The sequence below is a fragment of the Roseivivax sp. CAU 1753 genome (assembly GCF_054482575.1).
In genome coordinates this window covers 395605-413461 of record NZ_JBTLRF010000002.1, presented here as the reverse complement: position 1 = coordinate 413461, position 17857 = coordinate 395605, and the positions used below count along the sequence as shown (strand labels likewise).

Annotated in this window: 14 protein-coding genes; 4 read left to right on the top strand and 10 right to left on the bottom strand. The window is 65.4% G+C overall.

Going from position 1 to position 17857, the window contains the following annotated elements:
• The first annotated feature begins 5 nt into the window (after positions 1–5).
• From secA to ACXYMN_RS06945, 4 genes are all read left to right on the top strand, one after another.
• A complete protein-coding gene (gene secA, locus ACXYMN_RS06960) occupies positions 6–2741 on the top strand; it encodes a preprotein translocase subunit SecA (RefSeq protein WP_459012793.1) in 2736 nt (911 codons plus the stop codon).
• 52 nt (positions 2742–2793) lie between these two features.
• Complete coding sequence (locus tag ACXYMN_RS06955; RefSeq protein ID WP_459012792.1) at positions 2794–3459, top strand: hypothetical protein; 666 nt, start codon at positions 2794–2796, stop codon at positions 3457–3459.
• 165 nt (positions 3460–3624) lie between these two features.
• Entirely contained in the window at positions 3625–4641 is a 1017-nt protein-coding gene (locus ACXYMN_RS06950) for a translocase (RefSeq protein WP_459012791.1), read from the top strand.
• Between the two features lie 108 nt (positions 4642–4749).
• On the top strand, positions 4750–6306 hold the full coding sequence (locus ACXYMN_RS06945; RefSeq protein ID WP_459012790.1) for a phosphate ABC transporter substrate-binding/OmpA family protein: 1557 nt from the start codon (positions 4750–4752) through the stop codon (positions 6304–6306).
• A gap of 11 nt (positions 6307–6317) precedes the next feature.
• Here ACXYMN_RS06945 and radC read toward each other — a convergent pair whose 3' ends face one another.
• From radC to ACXYMN_RS06895, 10 genes are all read right to left on the bottom strand, one after another.
• Positions 6318–7043, bottom strand: coding sequence for a RadC family protein (gene radC, locus ACXYMN_RS06940; RefSeq protein ID WP_459012896.1), 726 nt, complete (start codon positions 7041–7043; stop codon positions 6318–6320).
• A 207-nt stretch (positions 7044–7250) separates the two neighbouring features.
• Positions 7251–7763 carry a peptide-methionine (S)-S-oxide reductase MsrA gene (msrA, locus tag ACXYMN_RS06935; RefSeq protein WP_459012789.1) on the bottom strand — a complete coding sequence of 171 codons (513 nt, stop codon included), beginning with the start codon at positions 7761–7763 and terminating at the stop codon, positions 7251–7253.
• Positions 7760–8209 carry a peptide-methionine (R)-S-oxide reductase MsrB gene (gene msrB / locus ACXYMN_RS06930; RefSeq protein WP_459012788.1) on the bottom strand — a complete coding sequence of 150 codons (450 nt, stop codon included), beginning with the start codon at positions 8207–8209 and terminating at the stop codon, positions 7760–7762. The genes msrA and msrB overlap by 4 nt, the downstream gene beginning before the upstream one ends.
• Positions 8210–8313: 104 nt before the next feature.
• Entirely contained in the window at positions 8314–9366 is a 1053-nt protein-coding gene (gene queG / locus ACXYMN_RS06925) for a tRNA epoxyqueuosine(34) reductase QueG (RefSeq protein WP_459012787.1), read from the bottom strand.
• A 54-nt stretch (positions 9367–9420) separates the two neighbouring features.
• The gene (gene fzlA, locus ACXYMN_RS06920; protein ID WP_459012786.1) at positions 9421–10086 is read right to left on the bottom strand and encodes an FtsZ-binding protein FzlA; all 666 of its coding nucleotides are present in this window, start codon (positions 10084–10086) and stop codon (positions 9421–9423) included.
• A 99-nt stretch (positions 10087–10185) separates the two neighbouring features.
• Entirely contained in the window at positions 10186–10914 is a 729-nt protein-coding gene (gene mtgA / locus ACXYMN_RS06915; protein ID WP_459012785.1) for a monofunctional biosynthetic peptidoglycan transglycosylase, read from the bottom strand.
• A gap of 201 nt (positions 10915–11115) precedes the next feature.
• Positions 11116–12276: a WD40/YVTN/BNR-like repeat-containing protein gene (locus ACXYMN_RS06910; protein ID WP_459012784.1), complete on the bottom strand. Its 1161-nt coding sequence runs from the start codon at positions 12274–12276 to the stop codon at positions 11116–11118.
• A gap of 150 nt (positions 12277–12426) precedes the next feature.
• Positions 12427–16965 (bottom strand): glutamate synthase large subunit, encoded by a 4539-nt coding sequence (gene gltB / locus ACXYMN_RS06905; RefSeq protein ID WP_459012783.1) that lies wholly within the window; start codon positions 16963–16965, stop codon positions 12427–12429.
• The gene (locus tag ACXYMN_RS06900; RefSeq protein WP_459012782.1) at positions 16962–17414 is read right to left on the bottom strand and encodes a GFA family protein; all 453 of its coding nucleotides are present in this window, start codon (positions 17412–17414) and stop codon (positions 16962–16964) included. Before ACXYMN_RS06900 ends, gltB begins: the two co-directional genes overlap by 4 nt.
• A complete protein-coding gene (locus ACXYMN_RS06895; RefSeq protein WP_459012781.1) occupies positions 17411–17857 on the bottom strand; it encodes a GFA family protein in 447 nt (148 codons plus the stop codon). The genes ACXYMN_RS06900 and ACXYMN_RS06895 overlap by 4 nt, the downstream gene beginning before the upstream one ends.

Genomic DNA, 17857 nt, shown 5'->3' with positions numbered 1-17857 from the left:
AGCGTATGCTAGGGTTCGGAACACTCGCAAAGAAGGTCTTCGGCACCCCGAACGACCGGGTAATCAAGGCGACCCGCCCGCTGGTCGAGAAGATCAACGCGCTGGAGCCGGAGTACGAGGCGCTCGACGACGCGGGCATCATCGCCAAGACCGCCGAGTTGCGCACCCGCGCCGCCAATGGTGAGGCGCTGGACGATCTTCTGCCCGAAGCCTTCGCCAACTGCCGCGAGGCCGCGCGCCGCGCCCTGGGCCTTCGGGCCTTCGACGTGCAGCTCATGGGCGGCATCTTCCTGCATCAGGGCAACATCGCCGAAATGAAGACCGGCGAGGGCAAGACCCTGGTCGCGACCTTCCCGGCCTATCTGAATGCGCTGTCTGGCAAGGGCGTGCACATCGTCACCGTCAACGACTACCTGGCGCGCCGCGATGCGGACTGGATGTCGAAGGTCTATGGCGCGCTCGGGCTGACCACCGGCGTGGTCTACCCGCGCCAGCCCGACGACGAGAAGAAGGCCGCCTACGAGGCCGACATCACCTATGCGACCAACAACGAGCTGGGCTTCGACTATCTGCGCGACAACATGAAGTCCGAGCTGAGCCAGATGTATCAGCGCGGCCACAACTTCGCCGTGGTGGACGAGGTCGACTCGATCCTGATCGATGAGGCGCGCACGCCGCTGATCATCTCGGGGCCCTCGCAAGACCGGTCGGAGCTTTATACCGGCATCGACAAGCTGATCCCCGAATTGAGCGAAGACCACTACGCCATCGACGAGAAGACCCGGAACGTCACCTTCACCGACGAGGGCAACGAGTTTCTGGAAGAGCGTCTGGTCGAGGCGGGCTTCGTGCCCGAGGGCCAGTCGCTTTACGACCCGGAATCGACCACCATCGTACACCACCTGAGCCAGGGCCTGCGCGCGCACAAGCTGTTCCACCGCGACAAGGATTACATCGTCCGCGACGGCGAGGTCGTGCTGATCGACGAATTCACCGGTCGCATGATGGCCGGTCGCCGCCTGTCGGACGGGCTGCACCAGGCCATCGAGGCCAAGGAAGGCGCGCAGATCCAGCCAGAGAACGTGACCCTCGCCAGCGTGACCTTCCAGAACTACTTCCGGCTCTACAAACGGCTGTCGGGCATGACCGGCACCGCCTCGACCGAAGCCGACGAGTTTGCCGAAATCTACGGTCTTGGCGTGGTCGAAGTGCCCACCAACAAGCCGATCGCGCGCATCGACGAGGACGACCGCGTCTACCGCACCGCGCAGGAAAAATACACCGCCATCGTCGAGGAAATCCGCGCGGCGCATGAAAAGGGCCAGCCGGTCCTCGTCGGCACCACCTCGATCGAGAAGTCCGAGATGCTGTCGCAGCTTCTGAAGGACGCGGACCTTCCGCACAACGTGTTGAACGCCCGCCAGCACGAGAAGGAAGCCCAGATCGTTGGCGACGCGGGCCTGCCGGGCGCGATCACCATCGCCACCAACATGGCCGGTCGCGGCACCGACATCAAACTCGGCGGCAACTTCGAGATGAAGGTGCAGGAGGCGCTGAGCGCCGATCCCGACGGCCACCCCGACGAGATTCGCGCCCGCATCGAGGCCGAACAGGCCGAGGACGAGGCAAAGGTGAAGGCGGCGGGCGGCCTGTTCGTGCTGGCCACCGAACGCCATGAAAGCCGCCGCATCGACAACCAGCTGCGCGGTCGGTCGGGTCGTCAGGGCGACCCCGGTCGGTCGTCGTTCTTCCTGTCGCTCGATGACGACCTGATGCGCATCTTCGGGTCCGAGCGGCTCGACAAGGTGCTGTCGTCGCTGGGCATGAAGGAAGGCGAGGCGATCATTCACCCCTGGGTGAACAAATCGCTCGAGCGCGCGCAATCCAAGGTCGAGGGCCGCAACTTCGACATCCGCAAGCAGCTGCTCAAGTTCGACGACGTGATGAACGACCAGCGCAAGGTGATCTTCGGCCAGCGCCGCGAAATCATGGAAGCGGACGACCTGTCGGAGGTCACCGACGACATGCGCGACGAGGTCATCGACGACCTGGTCGATACCTACGCGCCGCCCAAGACCTATGCCGACCAATGGAACGCCGAGGGGCTTGACGCCGCGATCAAGGACGCGCTGGCGCTTGACCTGCCGATTGCCGCCTGGACCGAAGAGGACGGCGTCGACCACGACGAGTTGCGCGAACGGATCACCAAGGCCGCCGACGAGATGATGGCCGAAAAGGCCGCGGCGTTCGGCCCCGAGGCGATGCGCCAGATCGAAAAGCAGCTTCTGTTGCAGACCATCGACGGCAAGTGGCGCGAACACCTTCTGACGCTCGAGCATCTGCGCTCGGTCGTGGGGTTCCGCGGCTATGCCCAGCGCGATCCGTTGAACGAGTACAAGACCGAAAGCTTCCAGCTGTTCGAATCGATGCTCAACAGCCTGCGCGCCGATGTCACCCAGAAGCTGTCGCAGATCCGCCCGATGTCCGAGGAACAGCGGCAGCAATTGCTCGACGAGATGCGCCGTCAGCAGGCACAGGCGCAGGCGGCCGCCGACGCGGCCCCCGCCGGTGCCGCCCACGCCGATGCCGAGGCCGCCGGGCCAGCGGTCGCGGCGGGCACGCCCCTGGTCGACGGTTTCGACGAAACCGATCCCGACACCTGGGGCAATCCCGGTCGCAACAGCCCCTGCCCCTGCGGCTCTGGCAACAAGTTCAAGCATTGCCACGGACGGCTGGCATGATGCGGGCCCGCGGCGCGCGCCGGTCCTGACGACCCCGTATCGGAAACGGCACATGGCGTTACTGCTCAGACAGGACCTGGTCTACCTGCATATCCCGAAGACGGGCGGCAACTGGCTGACCAAGGTGCTCGAGGACCAGGGCCTCGTGGTTGCACCGGTCAGCCACAAGCACGCGACCTATGATCTGATCGCCGGTCAGGTGCGGCAGGCCAAGGGCGCATTCTTCAAGCGCCGCGTCCTGCCGCGCGGCCCGCTGACATATGTCGCCGTGGTCCGCCACCCGATGCGCTGGTACGAAAGCTGGTTCAAGTACCAGTCCTCGAAGGCATTCCGCGACTGGGGCCATCCGGGACAGGCGGCGAACTGGCACGTGATGTCACCGCTCAACGGCACCCGGGACGACGACTTCAACACGTTCCTCGACAAGGTCACGTCGCGGGCGCCGGGGTTCGTGTCGGGGATGTATGCGGCCTATTGCGCCGGATCGAACGCGCGGGTGCTGCAGAACGAAACGATCCGCGACGACCTCGCATCGCTGAACCGCGACCTGGGCCTTGGCATTCCGGACGCGGCGATCTTCGACACGCCCGCCCATGGGGTCAGCCCGGCAATGGCGCTGACATGGGACCGCGCCATGTTCGACCGGGTCGCGCGGTACGAGGCTTCGGCGCTCGCTGCCTATGACTACGACCCGGAAGCCGGGACGGTCATCACCTGAGCCGCACAGACGTCCGCTGCCTGTTGCGGCCCCATTGCCGACCGCGCCTTTGCGCCGGATTGTTTCTGCCTTGGAAACGCCCAAGCCTGTGCACATGCGCGCCCCATACTGGCCACCTTTGGGGGCCATAGACTATGGGAATGTAACCGTCTTACGGAGGCTTCGATGGCCAATCCCAAGACCCGACTCCTTGCCGTTGGCACCGCGACCTGCGCCTTCGCCATTGGCTATGTGATGCAGTTTGGCATGCCCTTCAGCTCTGGCCCGACAGGCCCGATAGAAGTGACCGGCATCGTCGATACCGCAGCCCCGGTCGATGCCGAAGCGCCCAGCTTGCAGACCTCCGCCGCGACCGGAATGGCGGGCCTTGTCCTGCCCGAGATGCCCGGCGATGCGGCGGCCAGAGCGGTCCTGCCTGACGCGGTCGTCGAATTTGCCGCCGTCGATACCGGGACGACATCGGATGCGACCCTGCCCGCCGAGGCCGCGCGCTCGGGGTTCGATTGCGACATCGCCGCCACCGCGGAGCCGACCGCCGGTGCGCTGGTGTCGCTGGCGATCACGGCACCCTGCCACGGATCGGAACGCCTGACCGTGCACCATTCCGGCATGATGTTCACCGCGACGATGCAGCCTGACGGGTCGTTGGCACTGGTGGTTCCGGCGCTGTCGGAACAGGCGGTCTTCATCCTGTCCTACGCATCCGGGGATGGCGCGGTGGTCCAGACGCAGGTGTCTTCGCTGGCGTTCTACGACCGCGTCGCGCTGCAATGGCGTGATCAAAGCGGGCTTCAGCTGCATGCGCGCGAAATGGGCGCGGACTACTTTGCCGAAGGCCATGTCTGGTCCGGCGCGCGCGGTTCGATCGAAGCTGCGGCCCGTGGCGAAGGCGGGTTCCTGACGCGCCTTGGCGACGCCGACGCACCCGAGCCGCTGCTGGCCGAGATCTATTCCTTCCCCGCGGGCACGGCCCGGGTGAATGGTGACATCGCGCTGACCGTCGAGGCGGAAGTGACCGCGGCCAATTGCGCCGGCGATGTCGAGGCACAGATGTTGCAACTGCGCACCGGATCCTCGCTGACCGTGCAGGACCTGACGCTGTCGATGCCCGAATGCGACGCCGTGGGCGACTTCCTGGTACTCGACGAGATGGTCCGCGACATCGAGGTCGCAGCCCGCTGATCTTCTGCGCCGCGGCCACTTGAACTTCCCCGACCGGGCGCGGACACTCTGCCGCGATACCGGAAAGGACCGAGGGGGCGCGCCATCCCGCATATCGTCAGAGATGTCATGCATGCGGCGCTTGGTGCCGCAAGTCTGGTGTGGCTAGGCCTCACCGCGACCCCCGCCACGGCAGAGGACGTGGTGCTGCGGTCGCAGGATGGCGGCGTGTCGATCACCGGCACGCTGCTGGGCTTTGACGGGGAATTCTACCGCATCGCATCGCAATACGGCGAACTGACCGTCGACAGTTCCGGCGTCCGCTGCGAAGGGGTGGCCTGCCCGTCGCTGACCGACTTCGTCGCCGAGATGCGGATTTCCGGGTCCAGCACCATCGGGAACATCCTGCTGCCCGCCCTGATCGAGGGCTTCGCGCTGCGAGAGGGCTTTGTCGCGAACCGCAATACCATATCGCCGTTGCGCACGACCTACACCCTCGAGAACCCCGGCACCGGCAAGGCACTGGCGCGGTTCCTCATCGACTCCAGCAATACCGACAAGGGCTTTGCCGACCTGCTGGCCGACGATGCAGACATGGTGATGGCGCTGCGCGAGATTCGCCGCGACGAGGCGTCCCGCGCCGCGCAGTCGGGCCTTGGCGACCTGCATCAGGCAAAATGGGCGCGGGTGCTGGCACTCGATGCGATGGTGCCGGTGGTGGCGAACGCGAACCCTGTGCAGGCCATCTCTCTGGCGGCGCTTGAGGGGCTGCTGGCGGGGCGGATCGACAACTGGTCCGCCATCGGCGGCCCCGACGCGCCGATCACGCTGCATCTGCCGGCGGTCACCTCGGGGCTTGCGCAGTCGATCGAAAGCCGCCTGATGGATGCCCGCGCGGATGGTGTCGCGGGCACGATCATCCGCCATGCCACGCAAGAGGTGCTGGCCGCCGCCGTCGCGGTCGATCCTTTCGGCATCGGCATCGCGAGTTTTTCGGAGACCGGGCTGGCCCGTCCGCTGGCCCTGACCGGCCCCTGCGGCTTTACGCTGCGCGCCACGCGCCGGACGATCAAGACCGAGGACTGGCCCCTGACCGCGCCGATGTTCCTTTACCTGCCCGCCCGGCGTCTGCCGAAAATCGCGCGCGATTTTCTGGCCTATACCGGGTCGCGTCCGGCACAGAACGTGATCCGGCGCGTCGGATTTACCGATCAGGCCAGCGAAGAGGTTCCGATTGCCGACCAGGGCGCGCGACTGGCCAATGCGATCGCCGTGGCAGAGGGCGAAACCGGACTGGCCGAGCTGAAGCGGTTGCAAGCCGCGCTCGGGCCTCGGACCCGGCTGACCACCTCGTTCCGGTTCGAACCGGGATCGGCACGGCTGGACGCGCAGTCGCGGGCCAATGTGCAGACCCTTGCGGCGGATATCGAGGCCGGGATCTACGACACGCGCGACATCCTGTTCGCCGGGTTTTCCGATGGCGTCGGACCTGCGGCGGCCAACCTCGCCATCGCGCGAAAACGCGCCGAAGCGGTACGCAGGGCCGTGCTCGATGCCGCAGAGGCGGCGGATACCGCGCATCTGTCCACCCGCGCGGATGCCTTCGGCGAGACGATGCCGATGGCCTGCGACGACACCACATGGGGCCGCGGCGCGAACCGGCGCGTCGAAATCTGGCTGGACTGAGGCCACCCGCCTCAGATCAGCCCCTCGGCCCGAAAGCTCAGCTCGCGGCGTTTTCCGATCACCAGGTGATCATGCAATGTCACGCCCAGCGGCGCACCCGCCCGGGCAATCTCTTCGGTCATGTCGATATCGGCAGGCGACGGGTCGGGGTCGCCCGACGGATGGTTGTGGACCAGGATCAGCGCCGAGGCATTGAGTTCGAGCGCGCGCTTGATCACTTCGCGTGGATAGACCGGCACATGATCGACCGTCCCCCGCGCCTGCGCCTCGTCCGCGATCACGACGTTCTTGCGGTCGAGAAAGAGCACGCGAAATTCCTCGATCTCCTTGTGGGACAGGGCGGCGTGGCAATAGTCGATCAGCGCATCCCAGCTTGAGACAACGGACCGGTTGAGCACCCTGCCGCGCGCCAGCCGCTGGGCCGCGGCCTCGACGATCTTCAGTTCGCAGATCACCGCGGCACCGACGCCCGGTATTTCCAGAAGCCGCGCCTGCGGGGCCGACACCGTGCGCGCGAAGTCACCGAATGTATCGATCAGAGCGCGGGCCAGCGGCTTGACATCGCGGCGCGGAATGGCGCGGAACAGCACCAGTTCCAGCATTTCGTAATCAGGCACAGCGTCGGCACCACCCGCCACGAAGCGGTCCCGCAGGCGTTGACGGTGATCGCGCAGGTAGGACGGCAGGATCGGACCGCCCGCATCGCGGCGTGGCGGATCGAACAAAGTGCCCTGCATCTCGGAGAAACCGTCTTTTGCCATAGGGCCAGCATAGCGACCGGCGGGTTAAGCGGACGTTAATGCGGATTCGGTTTTGCGTTAAGCTTCTGGAAAGCTCTCGTGCCGCAAACTGGCGTTGACCCGAGGGTCGTAAGCACACGTTTCCTGATGAACGCGCCCTGCGGTTCCGCCGCAGGGCGCACCCCATCTTCGAAGAGGGAGAGATTATTCCGCCGCGTCGCGCTTGGGCAGCACCCAGTCCGGACGCGGGAAATGACAGGTATAACCGTTCGGGATACGCTCGAGGTAGTCCTGATGCTCGGGCTCTGCCTGCCAGAAATCGCCCGCCGGTGCGACCTCTGTCACCACGCGGCCGGGCCAGATGCCCGATGCCTCAACATCGGCGATGGTGTCTTCCGCCACCGCCTTTTGATCGGCATCGACGTAGTAGATGGCCGACCGATAGGACATGCCGGTATCGTTGCCCTGCCGGTTGAGGGTAGTCGGGTCGTGGATCTGGAAGAAGTATTCCAGGATGCGCCGATACGAGATGCGGTCGGGATCGAACCAGATCTCGATGCCCTCCGCATGGGTGCCGTGATTGCGATAGGTCGCGTTGGGAACGTCGCCGCCGGTATAGCCGACGCGCGTCTTGCTGATCCCGTCCATCTTGCGGATCAGGTCCTGCATGCCCCAGAAACAGCCGCCCGCGAGGACAGCGCGTTGCAGATCGCTCATGCCGGATCCTCCACCTGGTCCAGATAGGCACCATAGCCTTCTGCGTCCATGTCGTCGCGATGCACAAAGCGCAGCGCCGCGGAATTGATGCAATAGCGCAGCCCGCCCCGGTCTGCCGGTCCGTCCGGAAACACGTGACCGAGATGGCTGTCGCCGTGCCTCGAGCGCACCTCGGTGCGGATCATCCCCATCGAGGTGTCGCGCAATTCAGCGACATTCTCGGGCGCGATGGGCGTCACGAAGCTGGGCCAGCCACAGCCCGATTCGTATTTAGACGATGAGGCAAATAGCGGCTCGCCCGACACGATATCGACGTAGATGCCCGGCTCCTTGTTGCCCAGATGGGCCCCTGTGCCGGGCCGCTCGGTGCCGTTTTCCTGGGTGACGCGGTAGCTCTCGGGGTCGAGAGCGGCAATTGCGTCGGGGTCTTTGCGATACTCGGCCATGCGGCCCCCCTTGCGTGTTTAATGATCCCTATAAGATGGGCGGCCAGGCCGGAAAAAAAAGGGCTGCGTGGTCTTGCCCCATCCCGGGCCAGGGAATGCGGGCCCTAGCCCCGGGGTGTCAGCCGCGCCACGGCCCAGCCCGCCGCGTCCCGCACCGTGGCGTCGGCATCGCCCGTCCGCGCCTCGGCCACCGGACGCAATGCCGGACGCCCGGAATTTCCGATCGCGTACAGCACGTTCCGCACGAAACGGTCGCGCCCGATCCGCTTGATCGGAGAGCCCGAAAAACGCGCCCGGAAAGCCCCGTCGTCAAGCGTCGCCAGGTCGGCGAGGTCCGGGGCCAAGAGATCGGCGCGGGCGTGATACTTTGCCTCGCGGGCCTCTGCGGCGAACTTGTTCCACGGGCAGACCGCAAGGCAATCGTCGCAGCCATAGATTCGGTTGCCCATCTTCGCGCGGAGGTCTTCCGGCACCGGCCCCTTGTGCTCGATCGTGAGGTAGGAAATGCACCGCCGCGCGTCGAGCTGGTAGGGGGCCGGGAAGGCATCGGTCGGGCAGATGTCGAGACAGGCGCGACACGATCCGCAATGGTCCCGTTCGGGTGTGTCGCGCTTCAGGTCCTGCGTGGTGAAGATCGCGCCCAGAAAGAACCAGGATCCCATCTCGCGGCTGACGAGGTTGGTGTGCTTGCCCTGCCAGCCCAGCCCGGCGGCCTGACCCAGCGGCTTTTCCGCCACCGGGGCGGTATCGACGAACACCTTGATCTCGGGCGCGGTGCCGGTGTCGCGCGCTGCCGCGTCGATCAGCCAGCGGCCCAGCCGCTTGAGGCGTTTCTTGACCACGTCGTGATAATCGCGGTTCTGCGCATAGACCGAGATCGCGGCTTTTTCCGACTCGGACAGGATGGCCAGCGGATCGTGCTCGGGCGTATAGCTTTCGCCGAGCATGATGACCGACCGTGCCTCTGGCCACAGCGCGCGCGGATCGCCACGCCAGACCGCCCTGTCCGCCAGCCAGCCCATCTGCCCGTGCCGGTCCGCGTCCAGAAACTGCCCGAGACGCGCGGGGACCTCCGGAATGGCATCCGGCGCGCAGATCCGGGCGGCGGTAAAGCCCACCGCCACGGCCTCATGTTTGAGTTTTTCGGTCAACGTCATGCGACCCCCGCGACCCCGCCCGGCAGGCCGATCACGACACGACCGATGCGAGGTTCAGAAATCCAGGTCGGCATAATGCGCCGGCGGCGGAAATCCCGGCATCTGGTCGGCGAGGATCCGGCGAAACGCCGGGCGCGACTTGATCTTGGCGTACCAGTCCTTGACCGCCGCCTGCCGGTTCCAGTCCACGTCCGAAATATAGTCGAGCGACGACAGATGCGCGGCAGCTGCGAAATCGGCCAGGGTCATGGCATCGCCCGCCAGCCAGCGGCGGTGATCCAGCAGCCAGGCCATGTAGTCGAGGTGGTATTTGATCGCCTTCGCCCCGGCCTTGACGTTGCCCGAGTCCGGGAAACCCGCCTTCATCACCTTCTTGTTGACCCGCTCGTAAAGCAGTTTCGATGTCACCTCGGAATGGAACTTGTCGTCGAACCAGCCGATGATCCGACGCATCTCGTACTTGGCATCGGGGCTTTTGGGCATCAGGGACGGTTCGGGATAGGACTCTTCGATCCACTCGCAGATGGCCGCGCTTTCGGCCATGGTCTTGCCGTCGATCTTCAGAACCGGAACCTTGGCCGCAGGGTTGCGGCGCAGGAAATCGGGGTCCTTTTCCCAATACCGCTCTTCGACCAGCTCCACCTCGATCTTCTTCTCGGCGAGGCTGAGACGGACCTTGCGGCAAAAGGGCGAAAGGGGCACGTGATAAAGCTTGGCCATCTGGAAACACGCGTTTTCTTGAAATTCCCCTTGGTCTTACCCCCCAAGGCGGGGACGATACAACACCTCGTATGTGAAACGGCGTCGCGGACGGCGGTGTTATGCTGGCTCGAAGCAGGCAGCGCGCCCATCGCGCTGGATGGTGGCCGCACCGTCACGGATCGATGCCGCGCGGCGACGCACGAACGACGACGGATCGCTGGCAGAGCGGCCCTTGGGGTCCGGCAGGATCGCCGCCAGACGCGCCGCCTGAACCGGCGTCAGATCGCGCGCGGTGGTGCCGAAGTAGTGCTTGGCCGCTGCCTGCACGCCGAACACGCCCTCGTCGAATTCGGCCACGTTCAGATAGACCTCTAGGATCCGGCGCTTGGGCCATGCGGCCTCGATCGCGGGGGTGATCAGCGCCTCGAGCGCCTTCCGCGGCCAGCTGCGCCCGTGCCAGAGATAGACGTTCTTGACGACCTGCTGCGATATGGTCGAGGCCCCGCGCGTGCCGCCCTGTTCGATGGCATCGCGGATCGCGCCCATGTCAAAGCCCCAGTGCGTGCAGAAATTAGCGTCCTCGGCCGCCACCGCCGACCGGAACATCACCGGGGCGATATCATCGGCATCGACCCAGTCGCGCGCCACGCCGTCAAGCCGACGCGCCTCGGCCATGATGTAGGGCGTCGTGGGCGGGTCCACCACACGGTAAAGCCCGACGGCCAACGCCAGAAGTAGCGCCACCGCCAGACCGGCCCGGAAGGTCCATTTCAGCAGAAACCGGACCGGGCGGATGCGGGGCTTTGCCTTGGATGTCTTGCGCGACGTGCTGGTCTTGACTGCCATGCCTTGTTCTTAGCCTTGGCAGGGCGCGACGAAAAGATATTCGCGCGCCGGTCGCAAGAGGCGCGGTGGAAATGTCACCCCCGCGTCGCGGTCAGCATGGCGCGCGCATTGTCCGGTATTTGCGAGCAATCCCAACCCGACGGGCCGATTGTTTCGTCTCCGGCAACAATTACTTGTGGGACAACGCGCCCCGTCGCGCGCTCAGTGCCGCTCCATCACCTCCACGGCCAGCACGGTCGGCAGGTGGCGCGCGATCTCGACCCATTCGGCGCCCTCGTCCCGGGTGGCGAAAACCGACCCCGAATTTGTGCCGAAATAGATACCCGCCGGGTCCTGCCGGTCGCCCGCCATGGCCTGACGCAACACGGTGAAGAAGCAGCCGTTCTGCGGCAGCCCGTTGCGCTGCGCTTCCCAGCTTTGCCCGCTATCGCGTGAACACCAGACCGCCGCTGCCGCATCGGGCGGATAGCGGCCCACGCTGTCGCCATTTAGCGGCAGGGTCCAGATCACGTCCGGATCGCGCGGATGCACGCGGATCGGAAACCCGAAGGTCGAGGGCAGCCCCTCGGTGATATCGTCCCACGAGCGCCCGCCATCGGACGAGCGCCAGACGCCGTGATGATTCTGCTGGTAGAGCACCGCACCCGGCCCCGGCGCCCGCATCATGTTGTGGACGCAATGCCCGGTCTCGCCGTCGCGCGGGGCGGCGGGATGATCGTGATGGCCGCAAGCCTCGGCGTTGGACAGCCGGTTGCGGCGTTCCCATGTGGCCCCACCATCCTCGGTGGCGAAGACCCCGGCGGCAGAGATGGCGATCCACATTTTCTGCGGGTCGTCCGGATCGTGGACGATGGTGTGCAGCACGAGGCCCGCGGCACCCGGGTTCCAGTGTTCCGCCGACGGATGATCGGTCAGCGACGACACCTTGTCCCAGTGCGCACCGCGATCCCGGCTGACCAGAAGCCCCGCTGGCTTGGTGCCTGCGTGCAGCGCCCCATGGGCGTAGTTCAGCGACCAGATCTGGCTGAATTCATCACCGAAGGGCAAGGGCGCATCGGTCCAGCCGATGGCCTTGGCAAAGTCCGGATCGTTGGCGGCCCAGTCGTCGTTCACGCCGCGCGTCAGCCGGGTCAGCGCCCAGCTGTCACCACCGTCATCCGAGCGCCAGACCCCGGCTCCGGTCCATTCCCCGCCGCCTGCCGCCCAGATCGTTCCGGTCTCGGGGTCCGCCGCAAGGTGGTTGATGGCCCAACCGTCGCAAAACGGCCCGGACACGGACCAGGCATCGCGGTCCGAAGTGCCGTTCAGGATGAAGGCGCCCTTGGTGGTGCCCACGAGGATGCCGAGGTCATTCGCGGTCATGAGAATACTCCGCCATGCGAGGAATGCGCAGGCAGTCTACACCCGTTCGGCGATTCCGCTAAGCGCCGACTTTCGCGCCCCCCGCCGGTCAGAAGAAGGGCCGCGCCGAAGGTATCCGGCGCGGCCCCATGGTCGGTGACAGGCAGGGGGCTATTCTGCCGGAACCGCCTGATCCTCGATGCCGAGCGGATGTGGCAGCTTGTCGAGCATCTCTGTCGGGCAGACCTGGAGGAAATTGGCCTTCTCGACGTCCCAGTTCTGCAGGATGTCCGCCGCCTTGAGGCTGCGGGTCTCGGCCAGATGGGTCTCGATCAGGACCTTCAGCTCGGCTTCCCAATGCGCCACGCTGACCGCGCATGTCACCAGCCCGTCGTGGTTGATCAGCGTGTTGGCCTGGCCCTCGGGATCGTAGAGATAGGCCATGCCGCCGGTCATGCCCGCGCCGAAGTTCGCCCCGATCGAGCCCAGGATCACGGCGATGCCGCCGGTCATGTACTCGCAGCCGTTGGATCCGCAGCCCTCGACAACCACCCTGGCGCCTGAGTTGCGCACGGCAAACCGTTCGCCCGCACGGCCCGCCGCGTAAAGATACCCGTTGGTCGCGCCGTAAAGCACGGTGTTGCCGATGATGGTATTTTCCGACGCCACGAGCGGGGAATGCATCGGCGGGCGCACCACCACGATCCCCCCCGACAGGCCCTTGCCAACATAGTCGTTGGCATCGCCGGACACTTCGATCTTCAGGCCCGGGGCCGCGAAAGCGCCCAGCGACTGCCCCGCCGAACCGGTCAGCTTGACCGTCAGGTGATCGGGCTGAAGCGTATTGCGCATGCCGAAACGCTGCACGATGTGGCTTGAGACCCGCGTGCCCACGGTCCGGTGCGTATTCTGCACCGCGTAGGACAGCTGCATCTTTTCGCCGTCATTGAGGAAGCGCGCGGCGTCCTTGACGATTTCCGCATCGAGCGTGTCGTCGACCTCGTTGCGGGGTCCGGTGCGGTCGAAGCGCGCGATATCGCCGCCATCGACCCGGATCAGCAGCGGGTTCAGGTCCAGATCGTCCAGATGGTCCGAGCCACGGCTGACCTGGCTCAGAAGATCGGCGCGTCCGATCACATCGTCGAGCGACCGGGCGCCGATTTCCGCCAGAAGCTCGCGCACTTCCTGGGCGTAGAAAGTGATGAGGTTCACCACCTTGTCGGCATTGCCGGTGAACTTCTTGCGCAACGCTTCGTCTTGCGTGCACACCCCCACAGGGCAGGTGTTCGACTGACACTGACGCACCATGATGCAGCCCATCGCGATCAGCGCGGCGGTGCCGATGCCGTATTCCTCGGCCCCCATCATCGCGGCCATGACGATGTCACGCCCGGTGCGCAATCCGCCATCGGTGCGCAGCGTGACCCGCGACCGCAGCTTGTTCATCGACAGCACCTGATGCGCCTCGGTCAGGCCCATTTCCCACGGCAGGCCCGCGTATTTGATCGAGGTCGCGGGCGAAGCGCCGGTGCCGCCGTTATGGCCCGAGATCAGGATCACGTCGGCCTTGGCCTTGGCTACGCCCGCCGCAATCGTGCCGACGCCCGAGGACGCCACCAGCTTGACGGTCACCTTGGCCCGCGGGTTGATCTGCTTGAGGTCATAGATCAGCTGCGCCAGATCCTCGATCGAGTAGATGTCGTGGTGCGGCGGCGGCGAAATCAGCGTCACCCCCGGCGTCGACAGCCGCAGCCGGGCGATCAGCTCGGTGACCTTCATGCCGGGCAGCTGGCCACCCTCGCCGGGCTTCGCCCCCTGCGCGACCTTGATCTCAAGCTCTTCGCAAGCGAGCAGGTATTCCGCCGTCACACCGAACCGGCCAGAGGCCACCTGCTTGATCTTGGCCGACCGGTTGTCGCCATTGCTGTCGGGCGTGAAGTCCTTGGGGTCTTCGCCACCTTCGCCCGAATCGGACTTCGCCCCGATCCGGTTCATCGCGATCGACAGGGTCCTGTGCGCCTCGGGCGACAGCGCCCCCAGCGACATGCCGGGCGTGACAAAGCGTTTGCGGATCGCGGTGATGCTCTCGACCTCCTCGAGCGGCACCGGCGCGCCCAGCGGCTTGATGTTCAACAGGTCCCGCAAATGGATCGGCGGATTGGCCCGCATCGCCTTGGAATACTGTTTCCAGGTCTCGTAGGAGGCGTTGTCGCATGCCGTCTGCATCAGGTGCATCGTCTGCGCCGCCCAGGCGTGGGTCTCACCCGATTTGCGGGCCTTGTAGAAACCGCCGATGGGCATCACGTCCTGACCGCCCCGGAACCCGAGCGCGTGGATCTCTTCGACCTTGGTCTGGATGCCCGAGACACCGATGCCGGAGATGCGCGACACCATGCCGGGGAAGAACTCGGCGCACATGGCGCGGCTCAGGCCCACGGCCTCGAAGTTGAGACCGCCGCGATAGGACGACACGACCGAGATGCCCATCTTCGACATGATCTTCAGCACGCCAAGATCGATGGCGTCGCGGTAGCGCTTCATCGCCTCGGTCAGGGTGCCGTCCATCAGGTTGCGGCGGATGCGGTCGGCGATGGTCTCTTCCGCGAGATAGGGATTTACCACCGTCGCACCGGCCCCGATCAGCACCGCGAAGTAATGCGGGTCGATACATTCCGCCGAGCGGACATTGAGCGAACAGAAGGTCCGAAGCCCCTTTCGGGTCAGGTGGCTGTGCACCGCGCTAGTGGCCAGGATCATCGGCATGCCGACGCGATCCGCACCCGCCAGATAGTCGCTGAGCGTGATGTGCCCGGCGCCCGACCGCACCGCGTCTTCGGCTTCGGCGCGGATGCGATCCAGGTTGTCCCGCAGCGTGTTGGGCCCGGCCCCCGCGGGGAAGGTGCAGTCGATCTCGATCATTTCGGCGTTGAAGTAGCCTTTCAGCGCCTCGAGCTGGCCACTGGCGACAAAGGGCGTGTCCAGCACCAGGATCTCGGTCTGGGCCGAGGATTCGTCGAGCACGTTCTTGAGGTTGCCGAACCGCGTCTTCAGCGACATGACCCGGAACTCGCGCAAGCTGTCGATCGGCGGGTTGGTCACCTGGCTGAAATTCTGCCGGAAGAAATGCGACAGCGGGCGATAGCGCTTGGACAACACCGCCGACGGCGTGTCATCGCCCATCGAGACCACGGTTTCCTTGCCGTCCTCGGCCATCGGCATCAGGATCTGCTCGATCTCTTCGATGGTATAGCCGGCCGCGATCTGGCGGCGGCGCAACTCTGCCGACTCAAGCTGCGCGGTCTCCTGCACCTTTGACAGCGGCTCATCAAGCTCGGCGATCTTGCCGACCCATTCGCCAAAGGGCCGCGCGGCGGCGAGACGGTCCTTGATCGCGACATCGTGGAACAGCGTCCCGGTTTCCATGTCGACGGCGATCATCTGGCCGGGGCCAAGCGCGCCCTTTTCGCGCACCGTGGCCTCGTCGGTGGGAACCATGCCCGCCTCGGAGCCCGCGATCAGAAGGTTGTCGCCGGTCACGACGTAGCGCATCGGACGCAAGCCGTTGCGGTCGAGCCCGCCGCAGACCCAGCGGCCATCGGTCATCGCCAGGGCGGCGGGGCCGTCCCACGGCTCCATCACGGAGTTGCAGTAGGAATACATGTCGCGCCAGGATTGCGGCAGTTCCTCGGCCTGCTTGGACCAGGATTCGGGCACCAGCATGGTCTTGGCCATGGGGGCGTTGCGCCCTGCCCGCACCAGCACCTCGAACACCGCGTCAAGTGCCGCGGAATCCGATGCGCCCGAGGCGATGATCGGCTTGATGTCGCCCGCCATGTCGCCGAACGTGCTCGAGGCCATGCGGATCTCGTGGGACTTCATCCAGTTGATGTTGCCCTTGAGGGTGTTGATCTCGCCGTTATGGGCCAGCATCCGGAACGGCTGGGCCAGCCACCACTGCGGGAAGGTGTTGGTGGAATAGCGCTGGTGGTAGATCGCGAAGGCGCTCTCGAAACGCTTGTCCAGAAGGTCGGGATAGAACTCGGCCACGTCCTGCGCCAGCATCATGCCCTTGTAGATGATCGACCGGCAGCTGAACGAGGCGATATAAAGCTGGCTTACACCGGCGGCGGCGGCGGCCTTCTCGATGCGGCGACGGATCACGTAAAGCTCGCGCTCGAAGGTTTCCTCGTCGACGCCCTTGGTGTTCGAGATCAGGATCTGCTCGATCTCGGGGCGGGTGGCATTGGCCTTCTCGCCCAGGCATTCGACATTCACCGGCACATGGCGCCAGCCGTAGATGTAATAGCCCATCCGAAGCACTTCGGATTCGACGATGGTCCGGCAGGTTTCCTGCGCGCCGAAATCGGTGCGCGGCAGGAACACCTGGCCCACCGCCATCAGACGGTCCTTGCGTGGCGTGTGGCCGGTCCGCTCGATCTGGTCGTAAAAGAAGTTCACCGGGATCTGCACGTGGATGCCCGCCCCGTCGCCGGTCTTGCCGTCGGCATCGACAGCGCCCCGGTGCCAGATCGCCTTCAGCGCGGTGATCCCCGCCTCGACGACCTTGCGGCTTTTCTTGCCGTCTATGGCAACGACTAGGCCGACACCGCAGGACGAATGCTCTTCGTTTTCGGAATATAGCCCGTTCTCGGCGAGCCACTTACGCTTGGCTTCCGTCTCGGCGGCCCAGTTGGCATCGTATTTGGTCATGGAGCATCTCCTTCGACGAAGAGGTTTTTCGCTTCGTATTCCGCGCGGGTTGCGCGCTTGTGATCGCCAGACAAGGGCAAATAGGACGGTGCCTGATCGACATAGACCTCGGAGACGAGCGGGAAATCCGCCGCACCGGGGAAGAGTCCGGGCATGAATTCGTAGTCGTCTTCGGGCTGCGTGTTTCGCATCCACAGATGGCTGCCGCAGGTGGCGCAGAACGCGCGTTCTGCGAAATCCGACGACGCATGGCGCTTGACCGGGCCGCTGATCGTCACCGCCTCGGGGGACGCCGAGAAGCAGCCGAAGGCAACGCCGTTCCAGCGCTGGCACATGCCGCAATGGCACAGGCCGACCGCCGCGACATAGCCGCCAACGATCGCGATCGTGACCGCACCGCACATGCAGTGCCCCGATAGCGCGCCGGTTCTGCGATAGGCATTGATCATTCGGAAGGGCTTTCCTGCATAGCGGCCACCATTGCGTTGATGTCGGCCTCGGTCAGCCTCTTTCGTGTGCCGGCGAATGCATGGCTGTCGAGCTTGTGGTCGATATAGACCTCCTGCGCGAAGGTCATGCCGGACGCGTCGTCCAGTGCGCCGCAGCTCAGCGCAAGCATGCCATGCATCGGACCGGGGGCGGTCAGCCGCCAGAACAGGTTGGTTCCACAGGTTCGGCACCATCCGCGTTCCGCCCATTCCGAGCTTTGGTAGGTCTGGATGTTGTCTTCACCTGACCACGCGATCGCATCGGGCAGGGCTTCGATGCCCAGCTCGATCCCGCCCGACCAACGACGACACATGGTACAATGGCACGCGCCGTATTCGGTCGGCGCTTCCGCCAGCGTGAACTGCACCGCCCCGCACAGGCAATGTCCGGTCTTCGACGCCAT